Raw genomic sequence first — 20684 nt, 5'->3', positions numbered from 1 at the left:
TTTGCACTCTTGAGGGCTTTCGGCATCTGTGCACCGTGCCGTCAGCACCTGCCGCAACACGCCTGATGCGCCCTGACAGATGCTGGAAATATTTCCCGTGTTCCAGACACGCCAACGCGGGAGCAAGCCCCCGCGCGGCGACATCCTACCAGTTCACCGACCAATGGCGATGAACTGGCCGACAACATGCAGGCATTACTGCTTGTTGTTGTCTTTCACTTCCTCGAACTCGGCGTCAACCACGTCATCGTGCTTGGCTTCCGGCTCGGCCTGCTGGGCGCCGCCTTGAGGCTGCTGAGCCTGTTGCTCGGCATACATCTTCTGGGCAACTGGCGCGGAGACTTTGGACAGCTCCTCGACCTTGGCGTCGATGGCGGCCTTGTCGTCGCCCTTGACGGCGGCTTCCAGGGCAACCACGGCAGCTTCGATCGCAGCCTTTTCCTCGGCAGTAGCCTTGTCACCGGCATCGACGACCATCTTGCGGGTCGAGTGAACCAGCGCATCACCCTGGTTGCGGGCAGCGGCCAGCTCTTCGAACTTGCGGTCTTCCTCGGCGTTGGCCTCGGCGTCACGCACCATGCGCTCGATCTCTTCGTCCGACAGGCCGGAGTTGGCCTTGATCACGATCGACTGAGCCTTGCCGGTGGCCTTGTCTTTGGCGCCTACGTGCAGGATGCCGTTGGCGTCGATGTCGAAGGTCACTTCGATCTGTGGAACGCCACGCGGAGCTGGCGGGATGTCCGACAGGTCGAACTTGCCCAGCGACTTGTTCTGCGCGGCCTGCTTGCGCTCGCCCTGCAGGACGTGGATGGTCACTGCACCCTGGTTGTCGTCGGCAGTCGAGAACACCTGCGACTTCTTGGTCGGGATGGTGGTGTTCTTCTCGATCAGCGCGGTCATCACGCCACCCATGGTTTCGATACCCAGGGTCAGCGGGCTGACGTCGAGCAGCAGGACGTCCTTCACGTCACCGGCCAGTACGGCGCCCTGGATGGCTGCACCCATGGCAACGGCTTCGTCCGGGTTGACGTCCTTGCGCGCTTCCTTGCCGAAGAAATCGGCGACCGCTTTCTGTACCAGCGGCATACGGGTCTGGCCACCGACCAGGATCACGTCGTCGATCTTGCTCGCATCGATACCGGCATCTTTCAGGGCGATGCGGCAAGGCTCGATAGTACGGCTGACCAGGTCTTCGACCAGCGACTCCAGCTTGGCGCGGGAGATCTTCACGTTCAGGTGCTTCGGACCGGTTGCATCAGCAGTGATGTACGGCAGGTTGACGTCGGTCGACTGGGCGGAAGACAGCTCGATCTTGGCCTTTTCAGCGGCTTCTTTCAGACGCTGCAGTGCCAGCGGATCGTTCTTCAGGTCCATGCCGGACTCTTTCTTGAACTCGTCGACGAGGTAGTCGATCAGGCGCATGTCGAAGTCTTCACCACCCAGGAAGGTGTCACCGTTGGTGGCCAGTACTTCGAACTGATGCTCACCGTCGACTTCGGCGATTTCGATGACCGACACGTCGAAGGTACCACCACCCAGGTCATAGACGATGACGGTGTGGTCGCCCTTGGCCTTGTCCATGCCATAGGCCAGTGCAGCAGCGGTCGGTTCGTTGATGATGCGCTTGACGTCCAGACCGGCGATGCGACCGGCATCCTTGGTAGCCTGGCGCTGGCTGTCGTTGAAGTAGGCCGGAACGGTGATGACCGCTTCGGTGACAGGCTCGCCGAGGTAGTCTTCGGCGGTCTTCTTCATTTTCTTCAGGACTTCGGCGCTGATCTGCGGCGGAGCCATTTCCTTGCCAGCAGCCTCGACCCAGGCGTCACCGTTGCCGGCCTTGACGATCTTGTAAGGCACCAGCTTGATGTCTTTCTGCACGACGTCTTCTTCGAAGCGGCGGCCGATCAGGCGCTTCACTGCGAACAAGGTGTTGTGCGGGTTGGTGACGGCCTGGCGCTTGGCCGACTGGCCAACCAGGATTTCGCCGTCGTTGGCGTAGGCCACGATCGAAGGGGTGGTACGCGCACCTTCGGCGTTCTCGATGACCTTGACGTTACCGTTTTCCAGAATGGAGACGCACGAGTTGGTCGTCCCCAGGTCGATACCGATGATTTTGCCCATGTTAACTCTCCCGAAACTTGAATTTGGTAGCAGCGACTACTTTGGCCAACTGCGGTAATACTTGAAGGCTTGACACCTAGATGGGGATGCCCCGGTGGATTTCAAGCCTTTTCATCGATGGAAGGCTGGGGCGCTGCCGGCGCCTTGCTGACCACCACCATGGCGGGGCGCAGCAGACGACCGTTGAGCAGATAACCCTTCTGGAACACGTTGAGCACGCTGTTCGGCTCTACCTCGGCGTTTTCCTGCATGGCCATGGCCTGGTGATGCTCAGGGTTGAATGGCTGGCCATGAGGATCGACGGCTTCGAGGTTGTAGCGCTTGAGTGTGTCCTGGAACATCTTCAGGGTCAGCTCGACACCTTCGCGGATCTGCTTGACGTTTTCGTCATCGGCGCTGGAGTGGGTCAGGGCCAGCTCCAGGCTGTCGATCACCGGCAGCAGGTCGCCAGCGAATTTCTCCAAGGCGAACTTGTGAGCCTTCTCGACATCCTGCTCGGCACGACGGCGGATGTTCTGCAGGTCTGCCGCCACACGCAGCGACTGATCCTTGGCGGCGGCCAGCTGCTCCTCGAGCACCTGGACGCGGGCACCGAGGTCTTCGGATCCGGCTTCTTCGGCGTTAAGGTTTTGTTCATCCAGCTGTTCGTCAGCCATCGGTGCTCTCCTCCGCAATTTCTGGTTACAGGTCATGCCTGCCTTGTCTGCCGGTTATATGGGGTCGGAAAAATCAGGTTCAAGGGGCAAGCGGCATTTCCACATTCAACAGGCGGGCATTGGCAGACGCGAAAAAAGTACTGTATAAATAACCAGACATGACCTTCGGGAGCGGCCCTCATGCTGGTGCACCTGTCCATTCACAACTACGCCATCGTCGAGCACCTCGACCTCGAACTCGCCCGCGGGATGTCGGTGATCACCGGCGAAACGGGGGCCGGCAAGTCGATCATGCTCGACGCGCTCGGCCTGGCGCTGGGCGATCGTGCCGACAGCGGCGTGGTGCGCCCGGGCGCCGACAAGGCCGACCTGCTTGCCACCTTCGACCTGATCGACATCCCCGAAGCCCGCACCTGGCTGGCAGAGCGCGACCTCGACAACGACGGCCCATGTATCCTGCGCCGAGTGATCACCGCCGAAGGCCGCAGCCGCGGCTACATCAACGGCACCCCTTGCCCGCTCGGCGACCTCAAGGCACTCGGCGAGTTGCTGATCGACATCCACAGCCAGCACGAACACCAGTCGCTCCTCAAGACCGACACACATCGTCGCCTGGTCGACGAGTACGCCGGCGCCACCGACCTCGCCCGCCAGGTGCAACTGGCGGCCCAGCGCTGGCGCCAGACCCGCCTGGAGCTGGAGCGTCTGTCCAACTCCGGCGATGAGCAACGCGCCCGTCATCAGCTGCTGAGCTACCAGCTCGAAGAGCTCGACAATCTGGGCCTGGGCGAAAACGAGCTGGAACAGCTTGAGCACGAGCACAAGAACCTGACCAATGCCGAAGCCCTGTTCGGTATCTGCCGACAGGTCATCGATCAATGCAGCGAAAGCGACTCCGGCAACGTGCTCAGCGCCCTGACGGTCAGCCTCAATCGCCTGACCGCCGTGAACAATGCCCCCAAGGCATTGGGCGAGGCCGTCAATCTGATCGCCAGTGCACAGATCCAGATCGAGGAAGCGGTTGGCGAGCTCAACCGCTTCCTCGACAACTTCGACGCCGACCCTCTGCGCCTGCAGGCGCTGGAAGAGCGGCTCGACACCCTTTATACGCTCGCTCGCAAGCACCGCGTGCACCCGAGCGAGCTGCCACACCTGCAACAGCGCCTCATGGAGGAGCTCGAAGGGCTCAACGCCAGCGATGAATCCATCGAGCGCCTGGGCGGCGAACTGGCCGCCTATGCACAGCACTATAAAGAGAAGGCCGTCGAGCTCAGCAACCTGCGCCGCCAGGCCGCAGCGCAGCTGGCGGTGGCGGTCGAGCAGGAGATCCAGCGCCTGGGCATGCCTGGCGGGCGCTTCTGCATCGAGCTGTCGCCGAACGAGAGCGATGAGCTTTCGCCCCACGGGCTGGAGCAGATCGAGCTGCTGGTCAGCGCCAACCCCGGCCAGCCGCTCAAGGGCCTGGCCAAGGTGGCGTCGGGAGGCGAGCTGTCACGCATCAGCCTGGCGATTCAGGTCATCACCGCACAAACCTCGCGCATTCCCACGCTGGTCTTTGACGAAGTGGACGTGGGCATCGGCGGCCCGACCGCCGAGATCGTCGGCCAACTGCTGCGCCGCCTGGGTGAGCGCGGCCAGGTCCTGACCGTCACCCACCTGCCGCAGGTTGCAGCCCAAGGGCACCACCACCTGTTCGTGCACAAGGTGCGCAACAGCGACACCACCCATACAGCCGTGGCCAGCCTCGGCAAACGTGAGCGGGTCGAAGAAGTGGCACGCATGCTGGGCGGGATAGACCTGACCAAGGAGTCCCTGGCGCATGCGCGCAAGATGGTGGTTAGCGGCAAGGCCTGAGGTAGCACACTTCTCATCCGTGGCAGAAAGCACAAAGGCGACCCGAAGGTCGCCTTTGCTGTTCATAACGATCGAAATCGTTACTTTTTCTTACGCACATACAGGACCAGGTTGTGGTCCACGAGCTCGTAGCCATGCTCGGCCACGATCTCTTTCTGACGGCGCTCGATCTCCGCATCCATGAATTCGATCACTTCGCTGGTATCCACGTTGACCATATGGTCGTGGTGGCCGCCATCGGCCAGCTCGAACACCGCGTGGCCGCCATCGAAGTTGTGGCGAACCACCAGACCCGCTGCTTCGAACTGGGTCAGTACACGGTAGACGGTCGCCAGACCGACATCCTCACCTGCTTCCATCAGCGCCTTGTAGACATCCTCGGCGCTCATGTGACGCTGCTCGGTCGAATCGAGCATCTGAAGGATCTTGACTCGAGGCAGGGTCACCTTGAGACCGGCTTTGCGCAATTCGCTATTTTCAACCATGGTCAGCTTTCTCGCCGATGCTGCTTCGCAGCTTCTCTTAATACGGGTATGATCGGGGTTTACGTTGTCCAGCCAAGATAGTGGAAGTCGCCCACCGATGCAAAACACCAAGCTCTTGCTAACCAGCCTCACCCTCGTGGGACTGCTCGCACTCGCCGGTTGCTCGTTTCCCGGGGTTTACAAAATCGACATCCAGCAGGGCAATGTCGTCACGCAGGACATGATAGACCAATTGCGCCCCGGAATGACCCGACGGCAAGTAAGGTTTATCATGGGCAACCCGCTCCTGCAGGACACCTTCAACACCAATCGCTGGGATTATCTCTACAGCATCCAGCCTGGCGGCGGTAAGCGCCAGCAGGAGCGCATGAGCATCTTCTTCAACGAAAGCGACCAACTGGTCAGCCTGTCCGGCGATTTCATGCCAGGCGTGAGCCGCGACCAGGAAATCCTGGGGGGCAGCAGCACCACGACCGTCAGCCCGGCCAACCAGCCGTCTCAACAGCCAGAGAAGCCAGCCAAGGCCGGCTCGACGGAAGAGTCGATCCAGCGTGAAATCGACACCATCGAGACGACACCGGTGCCCACACCGGCTCCCCTGGAGACCTCGCCGCAATAACGGCATGGCCCATGAAAAAGCCCGGACATGGTCCGGGCTTTTTATTGCGCAGCGCATACAGCAACAACCTTACCCGCGTGCAGCCTTGGCCTTTTCGGCTCGCTGTCTGCGCATCGCCTTCGGGTCGATCAGCAGCGGCCGGTAGATTTCCAGGCGCTCGCCCTCCTCTACCTGACGCTGCTGCGGATCGGCGACGACCTTGCCGAACACGCCTACCGGGCAGCTTTCAATATCCAGCCCTGGCACTTGCGCAGCGATACCAGACAAGCGCAAGGCCTCACGCAGCGTCACGCCCTGCGGCACCCGGCACGCCAGCAGCCACTGGCGTGCCGCAGTCGCGTAAGCCACCTCGATACCCAGCGTCTCAGCCATGCAGCTGCTTGGCTCGCTGGCAGAAGGCATCGACGAGGGTGTTGGCTGCCTGGTTGAACAATGGCCCGAGGGTGGCGCGCACCAGCGGCCCGGCGTAATCGAACGACAGGTCGAGGCTGATCTTGCAGGCTTTCTCGCCCAACGCCTTGAACACCCACACACCATGCAACTGGGTGAAGGGCCCTTCTTCCAGGTTCATCTCGATGGATTGCCCCGGTACCAGCACATTGCGCGTGACGAACTGCTGGCTCATGCCACCCTTGGCTACCTCCAGCTTCGCCCGCATGTGCGTGTCACTCGCCTCGAGCACCGTCGAGTCCGAGCACCAGGGAAGAAACTCAGGGTAGCTGGCCACGTCGTTGACCAGGTCGTAGAGCGCCTGGGCAGGGTATGGCAGCAGGGCGGAGCGTTGAATATGGGTAGTCATCCAGGCATCACTTCCAAGCTGGGCGGCAGCGCATCGCAGCGCTTCGGAACGGTTCCGTACAACGGAACGAGGCCTGCATTGTCCGGGATTCATCCTGCTGGCTCAAGCGCACCGAACCCCATAGCCAGAGGACGTGGCGACTGCCTATAATGCCGCCCCTATGGCTAAGCAAAAGAAACATCCGACCGGGACCATCGCGCAGAACAAGAAAGCGCGACACGATTACTTCATCGAACACAAGTTCGAGGCCGGGCTGGTCCTGTCCGGTTGGGAAGTAAAAAGCCTGCGGGCCGGCAAGGCGCACCTGACCGACAGCTACGTGCTGCTCAAGGATGGCGAAGCCTGGCTGTTCGGCAGCCACATCACCCCGCTGAACACCGCCAGCACCCACGTCATCGCCGACCCCATGCGTACCCGCAAGCTGCTGCTGAACAAGCGCGAGCTCGAGCGCGTGGAGGCTGCCGTGGCGCAGAAAGGCTACACCTGTGTGGCCCTGGCGCTGTACTGGAGCAAGCACCTGATCAAGTGCGAAATCGCGCTCGGCAAGGGCAAGAAGGAGTTCGACAAGCGCGACACGATGCGCGAGCGCGACTCCAACCGCGAGCTGCAGCGTGCGGTGCGCAACAAGGGCAAGGAAGAGTAGATCTTCTTCGGCGGGCAAGTCGGAGCGGCGGTTCGGCGCTCCGACTTGCCCGCGAATGCTGCGACACGTTTCTAGCGCCCGTTGCGTCGCTCAGCGCGCGCCAAGCGCTGGGCCTCCTGCTGCGCTTCTTCCAGCACTTCCTGCACATACAGGATGTGCCGGCTCGACACCTCCCGCGCATCTTCCGCACGCCCCTCGACGATCGCCTCGTACAGTTCGCGATGCTGACTGATCAGCATGTCGCGCGTTTCCGTACGCTGCTGGTACATGCCCCCGATGTTGGTCACTACATTGCGCTTGAGCAGGTCGAACAGACCACGAATGGTATGCAGCAGCACGGCATTGTGGCTGGCCTCGGCAATCGCCAGATGAAACCGGGCATCCGCTGCGCCCTCTTCTGCACGACTGACCTCATCGACGCGGGCATAGCAGTCCTGCAGCGCATCGAAGGCGGCCTTCAACCGCGCCCGATCCGGCTCGGTGGCACGCTGGGCTGCGTAGAAGGCGCATGAGGCCTCAAGGGTGTGACGAAACTCCAGCAGGTCGCGCTGAGCCTCAGGGTTGTGCTCAAGCAACTGCAACAAGGGATCACTGAACGTCGATCCCAGCGACTCGGCCACATAGTTGCCGCCTCCCTGGCGGCTGACCAGCAGCCCCTTGGCCACCAGTTTCTGGATCGCCTCGCGCAACGACGGGCGGGAAACGCCGAACTGCTCGGCCAGGGCGCGTTCGGCGGGCAGGCGTTGCCCCGAGGTCAACGTCCCCTCGAGAATCATCCCTTCCAGTCGATCGACGATATCGTCGGACAGGCGCCGTTGGCGGACCTGATCAAAAACCATCACATGCTCTCCACAAACCCCGGCACCGATTTCGGGGCGCCTATTCTGCGCCTATCCGCGGCAGCCCGACAGATATTCCTCGATTGATCCGACGCGATCTCGCCCTCCGCTCATCGGCACTCGACCAAAGTTTTGCTTGGGACAAATTGACACACCCCGTATCCGGCTTTTAACCTAGCGACCAGTCATTGTAAATTGGTCTTACCAATTATCCAATGCCAGTGCTGACCAACAACAATTAGGGGTTACCCCATATGCAAACCTGGCAACAACTCTACACACCGCTTGGTAGTCTCGGCCTGTCCGCACTGGCGGCGGTCATCCCCATCGTGTTCTTCTTCCTCGCCCTCGCCGTGTTCCGCCTCAAGGGACACGTGGCAGGCAGCATTACCCTCGGCCTGTCGATCCTGGTGGCGATCTTCGCCTTCCAGATGCCTGTCGACATGGCCCTTGCCGCAGCAGGCTACGGCTTCCTCTATGGCCTCTGGCCGATTGCCTGGATCATCGTTGCCGCGGTGTTCCTGTACAAACTCACGGTCAAGAGCGGTCAGTTCGAAGTCATCCGCAGCTCGGTACTGTCGATCACCGACGACCAGCGCCTGCAGGTGCTGCTGATCGGCTTCTGCTTCGGTGCCTTCCTCGAAGGCGCAGCCGGCTTCGGCGCGCCCGTGGCCATCACCGCCGCACTGCTGGTGGGTCTGGGCTTCAACCCGCTGTATGCCGCGGGCCTGTGCCTGATCGCCAACACCGCGCCGGTCGCCTTCGGCGCGCTGGGCATTCCGATCATCGTCGCCGGGCAAGTGACCGGTATCGACGCCTTCCACATTGGCGCCATGACCGGCCGCCAGCTGCCGCTGCTGTCGCTGTTCGTGCCGTTCTGGCTGGTGTTCATGATGGATGGTCTGCGTGGCGTGAAAGAGACCTGGCCCGCCGCGCTGGTCGCCGGCCTGAGCTTCGCCGTGACCCAGTACTTCACGTCCAACTTCATCGGTCCTGAACTGCCGGACATCACCTCGGCCCTGGCCAGCCTGGTCGCCCTGACCCTGTTCCTCAAAGTCTGGCAGCCCAAGCGCGCGTTCGCCGAGGCCAAGGGCAGCGTCGGTGCGGCCGTGGTCAGCAGTGGCGGCAGCCAGCCTTCGCCGTACAGCTTCGGCGAGATCTTCAAGGCCTGGTCGCCATTCCTGATTCTCACCGTGCTGGTGACCATCTGGACCCTCAAGCCCTTCAAGGCTGCGTTCGCGCCGGGCGGCGCGATGTACAACTTCGTGTTCAACTTCGCCATCCCGCACCTCGATCAACTGGTGATCAAGACTGCCCCGATTGTCACCGCACCGACCGCAATGCCGGCCGTGTTCAAGCTCGACCCGATCTCCGCCACCGGCACCGCGATCTTCCTGTCGGCACTGATCTCGATGTGGGTCCTGAAGATCAATGTCAAAACTGGTCTTACCACTTTCAAAGAGACCTTCTGGGAACTGCGCTGGCCGATCCTGTCGATCGGCATGGTGCTGGCCTTCGCCTTCGTCACCAACTACTCGGGCATGTCCTCGACCATGGCCCTGGTCCTGGCCGGCACCGGCGCGGCGTTCCCATTCTTCTCGCCGTTCCTGGGTTGGCTGGGCGTGTTCCTGACCGGATCCGACACGTCGTCCAACGCCCTGTTCAGTTCGCTGCAGGCCACCACCGCGCACCAGATCGGCGTCAGCGACACCTTGCTGGTCGCCGCCAACACCAGCGGCGGCGTGACCGGCAAGATGATCTCGCCGCAGTCGATCGCCGTGGCCTGCGCCGCCACCGGCCTGGTCGGCAAGGAGTCGGACCTGTTCCGCTTCACCGTCAAGCACAGCCTGTTCTTCGCGACCATCGTCGGCCTGATCACCCTGGTCCAGGCCTACTGGCTGACCGGTATGCTGGTTCATCACTAAAGTGACAGGGGCCGGGCGCTCTGAGCGCCCGGCAGTTCCCTCAACCCACGCTGCGAGAATCCATGATCATTTCAGCCTCCACCGACTATCGCGCCGCGGCCCAGCGCAAGCTGCCCCCCTTCCTGTTCCACTACGCCGACGGCGGCGCCTACGCCGAGCACACCCTGCGCCACAATGTCTCGGACCTGGCCAGCATCGCCCTGCGCCAGCGAGTCCTGAGAAACATGTCCGAGCTGAGCCTTCAGACCCGGCTGTTCGACGAAACCCTGAGCATGCCCGTGGCCCTGGCCCCGGTCGGTCTCACCGGCATGTACGCGCGCCGTGGCGAAGTGCAAGCGGCGCGCGCGGCGGCGGCGCACGGCATTCCCTTCACCCTGTCCACGGTGTCGGTCTGCCCGATCGAGGAAGTGGCGCCGGCCATCGACCGGCCCATGTGGTTCCAGCTGTATGTCCTGAAGGACCGCGGCTTCATGCGCAACGCCCTGGAGCGCGCCAAGGCCGCCGGGGTGAAGACGCTGGTGTTCACCGTCGACATGCCCGTGCCCGGCGCCCGCTACCGTGACGCCCATTCCGGCATGAGTGGCGCCAACGGCCCGATGCGTCGTGTGTTGCAAGCCATGACCCACCCTGAATGGGCCTGGGACGTCGGCGTGATGGGACGCCCCCACGACCTGGGCAATATTTCCACCTATCGCGGCAACCCGACCGGCCTTGCCGACTACATCGGCTGGCTGGGCAACAATTTCGACCCGTCGATTTCCTGGAAGGACCTGGAGTGGATCCGCGAATTCTGGGACGGCCCGATGATCATCAAGGGCATCCTCGACGCCGATGACGCCCGTGACGCCGTCAGGTTCGGTGCCGACGGCATCGTCGTCTCCAACCACGGCGGCCGCCAGCTCGACGGCGTGCTGTCCAGCGCCCGCGCCCTGCCGGCCATTGCCGACGCGGTCAAGGGTGATTTGAAGATTCTCGCCGACTCGGGTGTCCGCAGCGGCCTGGACGTGGTGCGCATGATCGCCCTGGGCGCCGACACGGTGCTGATCGGCCGCGCCTTCCTCTGGGCCCTGGCCGTGCATGGCCAGGCTGGGGTGAAGAACCTGCTGGAGCTGTTCGAGAAAGAAATGCGCGTGGCCATGGTGCTGACCGGCGCCAAGTCGATCGGCGAGATCAGCCGCGATTCACTGGTACGCGAGTTGGGCGCCTGAGCCCTTACGAAACAAACGCCTGATAGTCCGGGGCACGTCGCGCGCCAGACGCGCCGGCCCCGCGAGGAGATTGCATGAGCCTGCCCGCTGCGTTCCTGCGTGATGCCGAGCGCCTGATCCCTGCCGAACGCCGTTTCGACGACCCGACCTCGACCCTGGCCTTCGGCACCGACGCCAGTTTCTACCGGCTGATCCCCAAGCTGGTGGTGCGCGTCGAATCCGAGGACGAGGTGGTCGAGCTGATCCGCCTGGCCCAGCGTGAGCGCGTGCCGGTAACCTTCCGCGCTGCAGGCACGAGCCTCTCCGGGCAGGCCATCAGCGACTCGGTGCTGATCGTGCTGGGCGACAACTGGAACGGCCGCGAGATTCGCAACCAGGGCGAACAGATCCGCCTGCAGCCCGGGGTCATCGGTGCCCAGGCCAATGCCTGGCTGGCCCCCTACGGGCGCAAGATCGGACCTGATCCGGCGTCGATCAATGCCTGCAAGATCGGCGGTATCGTCGCCAACAATGCCAGCGGCATGTGCTGCGGTACCGCGCAGAACACCTACCACACTCTTGCTGGCCTGCGCCTGGTACTGGCCGACGGCACTCGCCTGGACAGCGAAGACCCGGCCAGCGTCGCCGCCTTCGAGCAGAGCCACGCCGCACTGCTCGACGAACTTGCCCGACTTGGCCGGGAAACCCGCGCCAACACCGAACTGGCCGACCGCATCCGCCACAAGTACAGGCTGAAGAACACCACCGGCCTCTCGCTCAACGCACTGGTGGACTACGACCAGCCGCTGGATATCCTCCAGCACCTGCTGGTCGGCTCCGAAGGCACCCTGGGTTTCATCAGCGCAGTCACCTATGACACCGTGCCTGACCACCCGCACAAGGCCAGCGCCCTGCTGGTGTTTCCCACTGTCGAAAGCTGCTGCCGGGCAGTGACCGTGCTCAAGCGCCAGCCCGTGTCGGCGGTCGAGCTGCTCGACCGCCGCAGCCTGCGCTCGGTGCAGGAGATGCCAGGCATGCCGGCCTGGGTGAAAGGCCTGTCGAGCAACGCCTGCGCCCTGCTGATCGAGTCCCGCGCCGCCAGCCAGAGCCTGCTGCACGAACAACTGGCGCTGGTGATGGGGTCAATCGCCGAATTCCCGCTCGAGCAGAAGGTCGAGTTCAGCGAAGACCCGACGGTGTACAACCTGCTGTGGAAGATTCGCAAGGACACCTTCCCTGCCGTCGGCGCCGTACGCCAGACCGGCACCACGGTGATCATCGAAGACGTGACCTTCCCGGTAGAGCAACTGGCCGAGGGCGTCAACCGCCTGATCCAGCTGTTCGACAGGCATCGCTATGACGAGGCGATCATTTTCGGCCACGCACTGGAAGGCAACCTGCACTTCGTTTTCACCCAGGGCTTCAACAGCGCCGAGGAAGTTGCGCGTTACCAGGCCTTCATGGAGGACGTCGCGCAACTGGTGGCGGTGGAGTTCGGCGGCTCGCTCAAGGCCGAGCACGGCACCGGACGCAACATGGCGCCCTTCGTCGAGCTGGAATGGGGCAAGGACGCCTACCAGTTGATGTGGGCACTCAAGCGCTTGCTCGACCCCAACGGCATCCTCAACCCGGATGTGGTGCTCAGCAACGATCCGGACATCCACCTCAAAAGCCTCAAGCCACTGCCGGCGGCCGACGAGATCGTCGACAAATGCATCGAGTGCGGTTTCTGCGAGCCGGTGTGCCCGTCCAAGGGACTGACCCTCAGCCCGCGGCAGCGCATCGTCATGTGGCGCGATATCCAGGCCAAGCGTCGTGCCGGCCTCGACACTCGCGAGCTGCTGCAAACCTATCAATACCAGGGTATCGATACCTGTGCCGCTACCGGCCTGTGCGCCCAGCGTTGCCCGGTGGGGATCAATACCGGCGAACTGGTGAAGAAACTGCGCGGCCAGGCCGCCGATCACCTGAAGACTGCCGACTGGCTGGCCGAGCACTTCCACTCTGCCCTCAGTGGCGCACGCCTGACCCTCGCCGCGGCCAACGGCGCACGCAAGCTGCTCGGTGCCCCACGCCTGGCGCGCCTCAGCAGTGGCCTGCGCAAGGTCAGCAACGGTCGCCTGCCGCAGTGGACAGCGGCCATGCCGCAACCGCTCAAACCGATCGACTTCGGCCCGGCAAGCCACGATGCACGACCCCGGGTGGTTTACCTTGCGGCCTGTGTGTCGCGTGTCATGGGTCCGGCCTATGGCGATCGCGAGCAGCGCTCGTTGCTGGACAAGACCCAGGCCCTGCTGGAAAAGGCCGGCTACCAGGTGATCTTCCCCGACAACGCCGATAGCCTCTGCTGTGGCCAGCCATTTGCTTCCAAGGGCTACGCCGAGCAGGCCGAGCACAAGCGCCAGGAACTGATCGCCGCCCTGCTGCATGCCAGCCGCGGCGGCCTCGATCCAATCTATTGCGACACCAGCCCCTGCACCTTGCGCCTGGTGCAGGATCTGGGGGACACCCGGTTGGATCTTTACGACCCGGTGCGCTTCATCCGCACGCATCTGCTCGACAAGCTGGAGTTCACCCCACAGGAGGAACCTGTGGCCGTACATGTCACCTGCAGCACCCAGCACCTGGGCGAAAGCCAGGCGCTGATCGACCTCGCGCGGCGTTGCAGCAAACAGGTGGTGATTCCCGAGGGTATCCACTGCTGTGGGTTCGCTGGTGACAAGGGGTTCACCACGCCAGAGCTCAATGCCCATTCCCTGCGCAGCCTGAAAGATGCCGTGCAGTACTGCAGCGAAGGGATTTCCACCAGCCGTACCTGCGAGATCGGGCTGTCGAGCCATAGTGGTATCGACTATCACGGATTGGTCTATCTGGTGGACCGAGTGACACGCGCACGAGCTATTTAGGTCAGCGCAATCCCTGTGGGAGCAACTGTCTTGCTCAAAATCTAAAGACCAGCCCAATCCCCTGTGGGAGCGGGCTTGTCCCGCGAACACGGGCGTAGCCCGTGCCAGGCAGCGCGGTGTCTTTTTCGCGGGTAAACCCGCTCCTACAATGGGAGCGGGTACCCAGGCGATTGCCCAACAGCCCGCAACCATTTGTTACAAGTAAATGCTAATCTGCAGCCCCCTTCTTCCGCTGTCGTTGGCCCCCGATGTCTGAGTCCGCACCGTTGCTGTTGCGTCACCACCGTCCGTTCATCGCGTTCTGGCTTGCGCGGGTCTTCACCGCCAGCGGCTTCCAGATGCTCACCGTGGCCATCGGCTGGCACCTCTACCAGCTCACCGGCAACGTCCTGGACCTGGGCCTGGTCGGCCTGGTCGAATTCGCCCCACGGGTGCTGTTCATGCTGCACACCGGGCATGTCGCCGACCGCTACGACCGGCGCAAGGTCGCCGCCCTGTGCCAGTGCCTGCAAGGGCTCATCGCCCTGGCCCTGGCGCTGGGCAGTGCCACCGACAGCGTCACCCGTGAACTGATCTTCGTGCTGGCCTTCCTGCTCGGTGCCACCCGCTCCTTCGAGATGCCTGCGACCCAGGCACTGCTGCCCAACGTGGTGCCGCCGGGGCTGTTCCCGCGCGCCGTCGCTGCGTCGGCGTCGGCGACCCAGGCAGCGACCATCGTCGCCCCGGCGGTCGGCGGCCTGCTCTACGCTTTCGGCAGCATCTGGGTGTATGGCCCGACGGTATTGCTGTACGCCATTGCCTGCCTGCTGATGCTCAGCCTCGACTCGCGCCAGCAGACACCCCAGCGCGGCCGTGCCAGCCTGGAATCACTGCTGGCCGGCATCCGCTTCATTCGCAGTCGCCCGGACATCCTCGGCGCCATCTCGCTGGACCTGTTCGCCGTACTGCTCGGCGGTGCCACGGCGCTGCTGCCGGTGTTCGCGAAGGATATCCTGCTCACCGGCGCCTGGGGCCTGGGCCTGCTGCGCTCGGCCCCGGCGGTAGGTGCCTTGTTGATGTCGCTGTGGCTGGCGCGCTTCCCGGTAGAACGCAAGGTCGGCCGGACCATGTTCACCGCCGTCGGCGTGTTCGGCGTGGCGACCATCGCCTTTGGTCTGTCGACCTCGTTCTGGTTCTCGCTGGCGGTGCTGGTGGTACTGGGCGCGGCAGACATGATCAGCATGGTTATCCGCAGCGCCTTCGTGCAACTGGAGACACCCGATGAAATGCGCGGCCGGGTCAGCGCGGTGAACGGGCTGTTCATCGGTGCCTCGAATCAGCTCGGCGAGTTCGAATCCGGGGTCACTGCGCACTGGTTTGGCACAGTTCCGGCGGTGGTGCTGGGTGGTGTGGGCACGCTGGTGGTCACTGGCGTGTGGATGAAGCTGTTCCCGACCCTGGCCAACCGCGACCGCATGCACACTCCGCAATAGTCTTCATGGGGCTGCCTGGCAGCCCTTTCGCGGCACCAGGCCGCGCCGACAGCGGGCGCCACGCCACAAAGACCAACAGCCATAGGCCCCCGCCCCCCATGCTGGTATGATGCGCGGCTTTTTTCCGCCCCCACAAAACCACGGCAACCGGTACGGTCTGTGCTTTGCTGATGGGGTCGAATACATTCACGGCGCCGCGGCGCCATGGGAGCAGGCATGCTGGAAAGGCTGTTTCAACTAAAAGCACACAACACCAACGTGCGCACCGAGATCCTCGCGGGCGTCACCACCTTCCTGGCGATGGCCTACATCCTGTTCGTCAACCCGAGCATCCTCGGCGAAACCGGCATGGACAAGGGCGCGATCTTCGTCGCCACGTGCCTTGCCGCCGCCATCGGCTCGGTCACCATGGGCCTGATCGCCAACTATCCGATCGCCCTCGCCCCGGGCATGGGCCTGAACGCCTTCTTCACCTACACCGTGGTCCTGCACATGGGCCACACCTGGCAGGTGGCACTGGGTGCGGTATTCCTCTCGGCGGTGCTGTTCTTCCTGCTGTCGATCTTCCGCATCCGTGAGTGGATCGTGAACAGCATCCCGCTGCCGCTGCGCTCGGCGATCGCCGCCGGTATCGGCCTGTTCCTGGCACTCATCGCCCTGCACAATGCGGGCATCGTCGTCGATAACCCAGCCACCCTGGTCGGCCTGGGCGACCTCAAGCAGCCTGCACCGATCCTGGCCACCCTCGGCTTCTTCCTCATCGTCGGCCTCGAGTCGCTGAAAGTACGCGGCGCCGTGCTGATCGGCATCCTCGCCGTGACGGTGGTGTCGATCCTGGTGGGTGCCAGCCAATTCGGCGGCATCGTTTCCATGCCGCCGTCGCTGGCCCCGACCTTCCTGCAACTGGACATCAAGGGCGCGCTGGACGTCGGGCTGATCAGCGTGATCTTCGCCTTCCTGTTCGTCGACCTGTTCGACAACTCCGGCACCCTGATCGGCGTGGCCAAGCGCGCCGGCCTGATGGGCAAGGACGGCCACATGCCGAAGATGGGCCGTGCGCTGATCGCCGACAGCACCGCAGCCATGGCCGGCTCGCTGCTGGGCACCTCGACCACCACCAGCTATATCGAATCGGCTGCCGGCGTAAGTGCCGGCGGACGCACCGGCCTGACCGCCATCGTGGTAGCCGTGCTGTTCCTGCTCGCGCTGTTCTTCGCGCCGCTGGCCGGTAGCGTGCCGGCCTATGCCACCGCGCCGGCACTGCTGTTCGTTGCCGTGCTGATGGCCTCGGGCCTGGCCGAGATCAACTGGGACGACGTCACCGAGGCCGCGCCGGTAGTGGTCACCGCCCTGGCCATGCCGTTGACCTATTCGATCGCCAACGGCATCGCCTTCGGCTTCATCGCCTGGACCGCCATCAAGCTGATCTCCGGTCGTCATCGCGACCTGAACCCGGCCCTGGTGATCCTGTCCATTCTGTTCGTCATCAAGCTGGGCTGGTTCAACGCATGAGTGCCGTCTTCGACCCTTCGCAATACACGACCCAACTGCAGGCCAAGGTCGAGCGCCTGCGCGAGCTGCTGGCGCCCTTCGATGCACCGCAACCTGCCGTGTTCGAGTCGCCGCGCGAGCACTATCGCCTGCGCGCAGAGTTCCGTCTGTGGCGCGAAGAGGGTCAACGCCACTACGCGATGTTCGCCCCGGGCGAGAAGCACAAGGCAATTCTCATCGACGACTTCCCCATCGCCAGCCAGCGCATCAATGAACTGATGCCCCGTCTCAAGGCCGCCTGGCAGGGTAACGAAGACCTGAGCAATCGTCTGTTCCAGGTCGAGTTCCTGACCACACTGGCAGGCGACGCCATGGTCACCCTGTGCTATCACCGCCCGCTCGACGAGGCCTGGGAAGCTGCCGCGCAGCAACTGGCCGCACAACTGGGCGTCAGCGTGATCGGTCGTTCCAAAGGCAAGCGCGTGGTGATCGGCCGTGACTATGCCGTGGAGAAACTCGACATCGCCGGCCGCACCTTCAGCTACCGCCAGCCTGAAGGCGCCTTCACCCAGCCCAACGGGGCAGTGAACCAGAAGATGTTGGGCTGGGCCTGCGAGGCGATGGGCGAGCGCAGCGACGACCTGCTGGAGCTGTACTGCGGCAACGGCAACTTCACCCTGCCCCTGGCCACCCGCGCGCGCCAGGTGCTGGCCACCGAGATCAGCAAGACCTCGGTCAACGCCGCCCTGCACAACCTCGACGAAAACGGCATCGACAACGTGCGCCTCGTACGCCTGTCGGCCGAGGAACTGACCGAGGCGCTGAACGAGGTCCGCCCATTCCGTCGCCTGGAAGGCATCGACCTGAAAAGCTACGACTTCGGCACCGTGTTCGTCGACCCGCCACGCGCCGGCATGGACCCGGACACCTGCGAGCTGACCCGGCGTTTCGAGCGGATCCTGTACATCTCCTGCAACCCCGAGACGCTGGCGCAGAACATCGCTCAACTGCACGATACCCACCGTATCGAACGCTGCGCGCTGTTCGACCAGTTCCCCTACACCCACCACATGGAAAGCGGGGTCCTGCTGGTCCGGCGCTGATCGATGGATGGCCGGGGCCACCTGTCAGGCCCCGGCATTCATTCAGAAGTCGAAGAACACCGTCTCCCCTTCCCCTTGAATACGGATATCGAAGCGATACGCCGTCTTCCCATCGACCTCGCAACGCTTGGCGATCAGCGTCTCGCGCCGCTGCGGCTGCTCGATCAGGTTGAGCACCGGGCACTTGGCGTTGGCCTCGGCCTCGTCATCGAAATACAAACGGGTGTGCAGGTGGATGTTGATCCCCCGGGCGAACAGGCTGATGTTGATGTGCGGTGCCATCGGCACCCCGGCAGCATTGTTCACCATGCCTGGCTTGACCGTGTGCAAGGTCCATTCACCTGCATCGAAGGTGGTGGCGGTCCGGCCGAAGCTGTTGAAGGTGTTCTCCAGGTTGAACATGTCCTGGTAGTGGCCGTTGGCGTCGGCCTGCCACACCTCGAGGAAGGAATCACGCACCAGATGGCCATTGCCATCGTACACCTGGCCGATCAGCAGGATGTGCTCGCCCGGAGCCTCCGGGCGGGCCAGGCGGTTCCAGATTTCCTGGTCGCGGGTCGGGTTACCGGCAGCTTCCAGGGCCAGGCCGATGTGCACATAGGGGCCGGCGGTCTGCGAGGGGGTCTCCGGCAGCAGTTCGATAGGCATGACGGGTCTCCTCAGCGATTCTCGAAGTGGGTCTGGCGCTGGCCACGCAGCACGATGTCGAAGCGATAGGCCAGGCAGTCCATCGGGTTGGCGTGGCTCATGTCGAGCCGGGCGATCAGGCGCTGCACCGCGTCCGGGTTGGCGATCGACTTGACGATCGGGCACATCGGAATCAGCGGATCACCTTCGAAATACAGTTGGGTGATCAGCTTGGTGGCAATCGAAGGGCCGCTGATGGAGAAGTGGATGTGCGCCGGACGCCAGTCGTTGGGGCCGTTGCGCCAGGGATAGGGGCCGGGCTTGATGGTGCGGAAGCTGTAGTAGCCGTCACGGTCGGTCAGGCAGCGACCGACGCCACCGAAGTTGGGATCGAGCGGGGCCAGGTAGCGGTCGTTCTTGTGGCGGTAGCGACCACCGGCGTTGGCCTGCCACATCTCCACCAGGGTATTGGGCACCGGCTTGCCGTACTGGTCGACGACCCGCCCGGCAACGATGATGCGCTCACCGATCGGCAGGCCACCGTTGTTGAAGTTCAGCAACAGGTCATGGTCATGCTCGCCGAAGCGCAGGTGGGAAAAATCAGGGCCGGTGCTTTCGCTGACCGACTGGGCAATGCTCACCAGCGCCTGGCGCGGCGAGCGGGCGATGGATGTCTTGTAATCAGGCGTGAGGGCCTTGGGGTGCCAGTTGCGATCACGGATCACGAAGCGGCTGGTGTCCTGAGCGGGCATGCCGTTTTCCTCTCTTGGAATTGTTCGAACCACCTGTGCGTGGCAGGCGGACTTGCAGTTTCCGGCAGGTCGCGCAGGGCGAAAACTGAAAACATGCGCGCCAGACATAACCATTTGGTTATGCAACTTTTCGTCAGACCACCTGATCTGAAGCGCTGGACTATTCTGGATGGACTGCGGTGCTGGCTGCGCAGAGCCCACGGCCCTTCAACCAGGCACGACCCTCACAGCGGAGAACTTCTATGGATTGGCGAAAAGGCCGACGCAGCGACAATGTGGTGGATGCACGCGGCGAAGGCGGTGGCGGCGGGATGCGCTTCGGCGGTGGCAAGGGCCTGGGGCTGGGCGCCGTGCTGCTGATCATCGGCATCGGCTGGATCACCGGCCAGGATCCGCTGCAGATCCTCGGCCAGCTCGCCGGCCAGATGGAGCAACAGCAGGCAGCGCCCAGCGGCGCTGGCGGCAAGGCACCGTCGGCCAATGATCAACAGGCCGAGTTCGTCGCCTCGATCCTGGGCGACACCGAAGATACCTGGAAGGCCCTGTTCGCCCAGGCCGGCAAGCAATACCGCGACCCCAAGCTGGTGCTGTTCAGCGGTCAGGTCAACTCCGCGTGCGGCTTCGCCTCCTCGGCGGTCGGCCCCTTCTATTGCCCGGCTGATCAGCGGGTGTACCTGGACATGTCGTTCTTCCGCGAAATGGAAACCCGCTTCGCTGCCGCCGGCGACTTCGCCCAGGCCTACGTGATCGCCCACGAAATTGGCCACCACGTACAGACCCTGCTCGGCGTCTCGGCCAAGGTCGATGCCGCACGCCGCAGCGGCCAGCGCCTTGAGGGCGACAATGGCCTGCTGGTACGCCAGGAACTGCAGGCCGACTGCCTGGCCGGTGTCTGGGCCTACCAGGCACAGAAACGTCTCAACTGGCTGGAGCCCGGCGATGTCGAAGAGGCACTCAACGCCGCCAACGCCATCGGCGACGACCGCCTCCAGCAACAGGGGCAAGGGCGCGTGGTGCCCGACTCCTTCACCCATGGCACCTCGGCGCAGCGGGTACGCTGGTTCAAGGCTGGCTTCGGCAGTGGCGACCTCAACCGCTGCGACACCTTCAACGCACGCAACTTGTAACGCCCTGCTGCAACGGGCGTTGCAGCGCCTCTCCAGAACGCAATACGACCAATGGGTCATTTTTCTGCTGATAAACGT

At 63.5% G+C, this 20684-nt stretch carries 18 protein-coding genes; 10 read left to right on the top strand and 8 right to left on the bottom strand.

Annotated elements, in window-relative coordinates; all coding sequences use genetic code 11:
• Positions 1–195: 195 nt before the first annotated feature.
• Entirely contained in the window at positions 196–2121 is a 1926-nt protein-coding gene (gene dnaK, locus AB688_RS05780) for a molecular chaperone DnaK (protein WP_054892624.1), read from the bottom strand.
• Positions 2122–2222: 101 nt separating this feature from the next.
• Positions 2223–2777: a nucleotide exchange factor GrpE gene (grpE, locus tag AB688_RS05775; RefSeq protein WP_054892625.1), complete on the bottom strand. Its 555-nt coding sequence runs from the start codon at positions 2775–2777 to the stop codon at positions 2223–2225.
• Between the two features lie 180 nt (positions 2778–2957).
• Between grpE and recN the strand changes: the two genes are divergently transcribed.
• A complete protein-coding gene (recN, locus tag AB688_RS05770; protein ID WP_054892626.1) occupies positions 2958–4631 on the top strand; it encodes a DNA repair protein RecN in 1674 nt (557 codons plus the stop codon).
• Between the two features lie 80 nt (positions 4632–4711).
• Here the strand turns inward: recN and fur are convergent, their stop codons facing one another.
• Positions 4712–5116 (bottom strand): ferric iron uptake transcriptional regulator, encoded by a 405-nt coding sequence (fur, locus tag AB688_RS05765; protein WP_046788147.1) that lies wholly within the window; start codon positions 5114–5116, stop codon positions 4712–4714.
• Positions 5117–5213: 97 nt separating this feature from the next.
• On the opposite strand from fur, the gene AB688_RS05760 reads away from it, so the two are divergent.
• A complete protein-coding gene (locus AB688_RS05760) occupies positions 5214–5735 on the top strand; it encodes an outer membrane protein assembly factor BamE (RefSeq protein ID WP_054892627.1) in 522 nt (173 codons plus the stop codon).
• Positions 5736–5804: 69 nt separating this feature from the next.
• On the opposite strand, the gene AB688_RS05755 is transcribed toward AB688_RS05760, so the two are convergent.
• Together AB688_RS05755 and AB688_RS05750 are read right to left on the bottom strand one after the other, a co-directional pair.
• The gene (locus AB688_RS05755) at positions 5805–6107 is read right to left on the bottom strand and encodes an RnfH family protein (RefSeq protein WP_054892628.1); all 303 of its coding nucleotides are present in this window, start codon (positions 6105–6107) and stop codon (positions 5805–5807) included.
• Positions 6100–6534 carry a type II toxin-antitoxin system RatA family toxin gene (locus AB688_RS05750; protein ID WP_054892629.1) on the bottom strand — a complete coding sequence of 145 codons (435 nt, stop codon included), beginning with the start codon at positions 6532–6534 and terminating at the stop codon, positions 6100–6102. The genes AB688_RS05755 and AB688_RS05750 overlap by 8 nt, the downstream gene beginning before the upstream one ends.
• A gap of 160 nt (positions 6535–6694) precedes the next feature.
• On the opposite strand from AB688_RS05750, the gene smpB reads away from it, so the two are divergent.
• Complete coding sequence (gene smpB, locus AB688_RS05745) at positions 6695–7177, top strand: SsrA-binding protein SmpB (protein WP_027917703.1); 483 nt, start codon at positions 6695–6697, stop codon at positions 7175–7177.
• A 71-nt stretch (positions 7178–7248) separates the two neighbouring features.
• On the opposite strand, the gene AB688_RS05740 is transcribed toward smpB, so the two are convergent.
• Positions 7249–8016: an FCD domain-containing protein gene (locus tag AB688_RS05740; protein ID WP_063542720.1), complete on the bottom strand. Its 768-nt coding sequence runs from the start codon at positions 8014–8016 to the stop codon at positions 7249–7251.
• A 254-nt stretch (positions 8017–8270) separates the two neighbouring features.
• Here AB688_RS05740 and AB688_RS05735 point away from each other — a divergent pair, with 254 nt between their 5' ends.
• From AB688_RS05735 to trmA, 6 genes are all read left to right on the top strand, one after another.
• Positions 8271–9941, top strand: coding sequence for a lactate permease LctP family transporter (locus AB688_RS05735; RefSeq protein WP_063542718.1), 1671 nt, complete (start codon positions 8271–8273; stop codon positions 9939–9941).
• A gap of 62 nt (positions 9942–10003) precedes the next feature.
• Positions 10004–11149 (top strand): FMN-dependent L-lactate dehydrogenase LldD, encoded by a 1146-nt coding sequence (gene lldD, locus AB688_RS05730; protein ID WP_063542716.1) that lies wholly within the window; start codon positions 10004–10006, stop codon positions 11147–11149.
• A gap of 74 nt (positions 11150–11223) precedes the next feature.
• Positions 11224–14034, top strand: a complete 2811-nt coding sequence (locus AB688_RS05725; protein ID WP_063542714.1) for an FAD-binding and (Fe-S)-binding domain-containing protein — start codon at positions 11224–11226, stop codon at positions 14032–14034.
• 248 nt (positions 14035–14282) lie between these two features.
• A complete protein-coding gene (locus AB688_RS05720; RefSeq protein WP_063542712.1) occupies positions 14283–15506 on the top strand; it encodes an MFS transporter in 1224 nt (407 codons plus the stop codon).
• 216 nt (positions 15507–15722) lie between these two features.
• Positions 15723–17018 carry an NCS2 family permease gene (locus AB688_RS05715; RefSeq protein ID WP_054892635.1) on the top strand — a complete coding sequence of 432 codons (1296 nt, stop codon included), beginning with the start codon at positions 15723–15725 and terminating at the stop codon, positions 17016–17018.
• The gene (gene trmA / locus AB688_RS05710) at positions 17015–18100 is read left to right on the top strand and encodes a tRNA (uridine(54)-C5)-methyltransferase TrmA (protein WP_054892636.1); all 1086 of its coding nucleotides are present in this window, start codon (positions 17015–17017) and stop codon (positions 18098–18100) included. Before AB688_RS05715 ends, trmA begins: the two co-directional genes overlap by 4 nt.
• A 42-nt stretch (positions 18101–18142) precedes the next feature.
• On the opposite strand, the gene pcaG is transcribed toward trmA, so the two are convergent.
• Complete coding sequence (gene pcaG, locus AB688_RS05705; protein ID WP_063542710.1) at positions 18143–18748, bottom strand: protocatechuate 3,4-dioxygenase subunit alpha; 606 nt, start codon at positions 18746–18748, stop codon at positions 18143–18145.
• A gap of 11 nt (positions 18749–18759) precedes the next feature.
• Entirely contained in the window at positions 18760–19479 is a 720-nt protein-coding gene (pcaH, locus tag AB688_RS05700; protein WP_063542708.1) for a protocatechuate 3,4-dioxygenase subunit beta, read from the bottom strand.
• A 242-nt stretch (positions 19480–19721) separates the two neighbouring features.
• Here pcaH and AB688_RS05695 point away from each other — a divergent pair, with 242 nt between their 5' ends.
• Entirely contained in the window at positions 19722–20606 is an 885-nt protein-coding gene (locus AB688_RS05695) for a neutral zinc metallopeptidase (protein ID WP_063542706.1), read from the top strand.
• Positions 20607–20684 lie beyond the last annotated feature (78 nt).

The organism is Pseudomonas putida, assembly GCF_001636055.1.
GTDB classification, from domain to species: Bacteria; Pseudomonadota; Gammaproteobacteria; order Pseudomonadales; family Pseudomonadaceae; genus Aquipseudomonas; species Aquipseudomonas machongensis.
The sequence above is the reverse complement of the archived record's forward strand: the minus strand, read 5'-3'. Positions and strand labels throughout refer to the sequence as shown.

Excerpts from the sequence above, each read along its gene's own strand:
- dnaK (WP_054892624.1), bottom strand. The coding sequence starts at position 2,121 with ATGGGCAAAATCATCGGTATCGACCTGGGGACGACCAACTCGTGCGTC.
- grpE (WP_054892625.1), bottom strand. The coding sequence starts at position 2,777 with ATGGCTGACGAACAGCTGGATGAACAAAACCTTAACGCCGAAGAAGCC.
- recN (WP_054892626.1), top strand. The coding sequence starts at position 2,958 with ATGCTGGTGCACCTGTCCATTCACAACTACGCCATCGTCGAGCACCTC.
- fur (WP_046788147.1), bottom strand. The coding sequence starts at position 5,116 with ATGGTTGAAAATAGCGAATTGCGCAAAGCCGGTCTCAAGGTGACCCTG.
- AB688_RS05760 (WP_054892627.1), top strand. The coding sequence starts at position 5,214 with ATGCAAAACACCAAGCTCTTGCTAACCAGCCTCACCCTCGTGGGACTG.
- AB688_RS05755 (WP_054892628.1), bottom strand. The coding sequence starts at position 6,107 with ATGGCTGAGACGCTGGGTATCGAGGTGGCTTACGCGACTGCGGCACGC.
- AB688_RS05750 (WP_054892629.1), bottom strand. The coding sequence starts at position 6,534 with ATGACTACCCATATTCAACGCTCCGCCCTGCTGCCATACCCTGCCCAG.
- smpB (WP_027917703.1), top strand. The coding sequence starts at position 6,695 with ATGGCTAAGCAAAAGAAACATCCGACCGGGACCATCGCGCAGAACAAG.
- AB688_RS05740 (WP_063542720.1), bottom strand. The coding sequence starts at position 8,016 with ATGGTTTTTGATCAGGTCCGCCAACGGCGCCTGTCCGACGATATCGTC.
- AB688_RS05735 (WP_063542718.1), top strand. The coding sequence starts at position 8,271 with ATGCAAACCTGGCAACAACTCTACACACCGCTTGGTAGTCTCGGCCTG.
- lldD (WP_063542716.1), top strand. The coding sequence starts at position 10,004 with ATGATCATTTCAGCCTCCACCGACTATCGCGCCGCGGCCCAGCGCAAG.
- AB688_RS05725 (WP_063542714.1), top strand. The coding sequence starts at position 11,224 with ATGAGCCTGCCCGCTGCGTTCCTGCGTGATGCCGAGCGCCTGATCCCT.
- AB688_RS05720 (WP_063542712.1), top strand. The coding sequence starts at position 14,283 with ATGTCTGAGTCCGCACCGTTGCTGTTGCGTCACCACCGTCCGTTCATC.
- AB688_RS05715 (WP_054892635.1), top strand. The coding sequence starts at position 15,723 with ATGCTGGAAAGGCTGTTTCAACTAAAAGCACACAACACCAACGTGCGC.
- trmA (WP_054892636.1), top strand. The coding sequence starts at position 17,015 with ATGAGTGCCGTCTTCGACCCTTCGCAATACACGACCCAACTGCAGGCC.
- pcaG (WP_063542710.1), bottom strand. The coding sequence starts at position 18,748 with ATGCCTATCGAACTGCTGCCGGAGACCCCCTCGCAGACCGCCGGCCCC.
- pcaH (WP_063542708.1), bottom strand. The coding sequence starts at position 19,479 with ATGCCCGCTCAGGACACCAGCCGCTTCGTGATCCGTGATCGCAACTGG.
- AB688_RS05695 (WP_063542706.1), top strand. The coding sequence starts at position 19,722 with ATGGATTGGCGAAAAGGCCGACGCAGCGACAATGTGGTGGATGCACGC.